This window comes from Fibrobacter sp. UWT2, from assembly GCF_900142545.1.
Lineage (GTDB): Bacteria > Fibrobacterota > Fibrobacteria > Fibrobacterales > Fibrobacteraceae > Fibrobacter.
Genome location: NZ_FRBF01000044.1, coordinates 1 through 1,948 on the forward strand (window position 1 = coordinate 1; position 1,948 = coordinate 1,948).

Sequence of the window (1,948 nt, forward strand, 5' to 3'; positions counted from 1 at the left end):
ATTATCACGGTGGCATCCACGGGCGAATCGAGCTACATGGAGGGCGTGGTGGCGAGCGGGTCGCGCGTCGTGCGGCTTTCGCCGCTGAACGCGGGAGTTTCCGGCGAACTCTATGTGCAAGAAGAAGCCACGGGCGTAAAGACGCCCGCCCCCAAGGTAAAGCTGCGCCTCGCGCACCAGGACACGGCCTTCGTGAACATCGCCCCCGAAACTTTCTCCGCCACGACAGATTCGCTCGGCCGCTTCACATTCAAGAAACTCCCCGCCGATTCCGGCCTCACGCTCTCGGCGGAACCCTTCACCTACAAGGGCAAGACCTACCGCTTTTCGAACACGGTGCTCCCCCGCCTGCGCTCCGACATCGAGCACGACTTGGGCAGAATCTTCCTCGTCCGCGACACCCTCAAGGAGAGCGCCCCCGTCATCGTATCGTCCAACGTGATGGACAACAACCGCATGGGCTACAAGAACCTCTCACCGCTCATCACGCCCTACTACGTGTTCAGCGAGGCGCTCAGCAAGGAGAACATTTCCGTGAGCCTCGCGGGCGATTCAGCGACAGTCATCACGCCCGAAATCAAGGGCGACACGCTGTACCTGCGGCACACGGCCCCCCTTGCCGCCGAAAAGTCCTACTCCGTGAGCATCGTGGGCTACACCAAGAAGGGCGAGAGGCTGACCGTAGACCTTTCGGGCGACGCGGCCTTTACCACGAACCGCGGGCTTTATGCAGTCACGAGCAACGCCTGGGCGGCAAGCAGCCGCTACAAGGCGACTTTCTCGGTAAACGACACGCTCTGGGTCAAGTTCTCCGACTCGCTCGCCACGGTCCAATGGAGCAAGGCTGCAAAGGTCAAGAAGTCCATCTATGCCGGGAACGTTTCCCCCAATGCCGACGCCTGGATCAAGGCCGACACGCTGTTCGTCAAGATGTTCGAGACATTCGACGACTCCCTTGCGGCGGGCGACACCGTGGGCATGAACATCACCGCCCACGCGAAGAACGGGCTCTACTTGCAGGGGCTGACGGTGCTCACCGAGCTTTCCAAGGCACCCGAGTCCAGTTCGTCCGAGGCATCCAGCTCTTCCGAAGCTTCGAGTTCGTCGGCAGGGTCCAGTTCATCGGTTGCGTCTAGTTCGTCATCCAGTTCCTCTAGCGCGGCGGCAGACTGATGCTCGGCAAGGCCCTATTTACAGCACTCGCCCTCGCGGCATCTGCACTTGCGCAGCAGGGATTCGACGGTGTCACGGAACCCATCAACCAGGCCCGCGTCGGGTTCACCGTGTCCGGGAAGATTGACAGCATCTGGGTCAAGGAAGGCGCGTTCGTGCGCAAGGGCGACACGCTCATGAACCTCGTGAACCGCGAGGAACGGCTGCGCGTCCGCATCACGGGTATCACGGCAAACGACTCCTCGGCTGTACTCTCGGCCAGGGCGAAGCTCCAGGCCTACAAGAAGGACCTGGACGCGACCCGCAACCTTTTCGAGAACAGCAACTCCGTGAGCGCGGAACAGGTCTGGGAAAAGCAGATGAACCACGACGTGGCCGCAGCCGAACTCTCGTCGGCGCAGACCGAGAGGGAACGCGCGAAGCTCGAACACGATGTCGCCCGGGCCGAACTCGAAAAGCGCGTTCTCACCGCCCCCTTCGACGGCGAAATCGTTTCCATATCCAAGAACAAGGGCGAAAGCGTCGAAGCCCTGGAACCCGTCATCGAAATCGCGGATGTGCGTACCTGCCGCATGGTCGCCTATGTGGTGGCGAACAGGTCGGGCAAGCTAAGGCCCGGCCAACAGGTAAGCCTCTCGCTAGACGGACGCAAGCAGGTTCGCCGCAAGAAGGGCACGATAGAGTTCGTGTCGCCCGTGGTGGACAAGTCCAGCATGCTGCGCACCGTGAAGGTCATATTCGACAACACGGACCTGGCCGTCGAGCCGGGTGTCAC

General features: G+C 61.6%; 2 protein-coding genes. Both read left to right on the forward strand.

All coding sequences use genetic code 11. The features are described from left to right. The coding region (locus BUA40_RS14665) for a hypothetical protein (protein ID WP_178299681.1) at positions 1-1,173 on the forward strand (1,173 nt) is incomplete at its 5' end. Then, the coding region (locus tag BUA40_RS14140; RefSeq protein WP_072801485.1) for an efflux RND transporter periplasmic adaptor subunit at positions 1,173-1,948 on the forward strand (776 nt) is incomplete at its 3' end. The genes BUA40_RS14665 and BUA40_RS14140, both read left to right, overlap by 1 nt.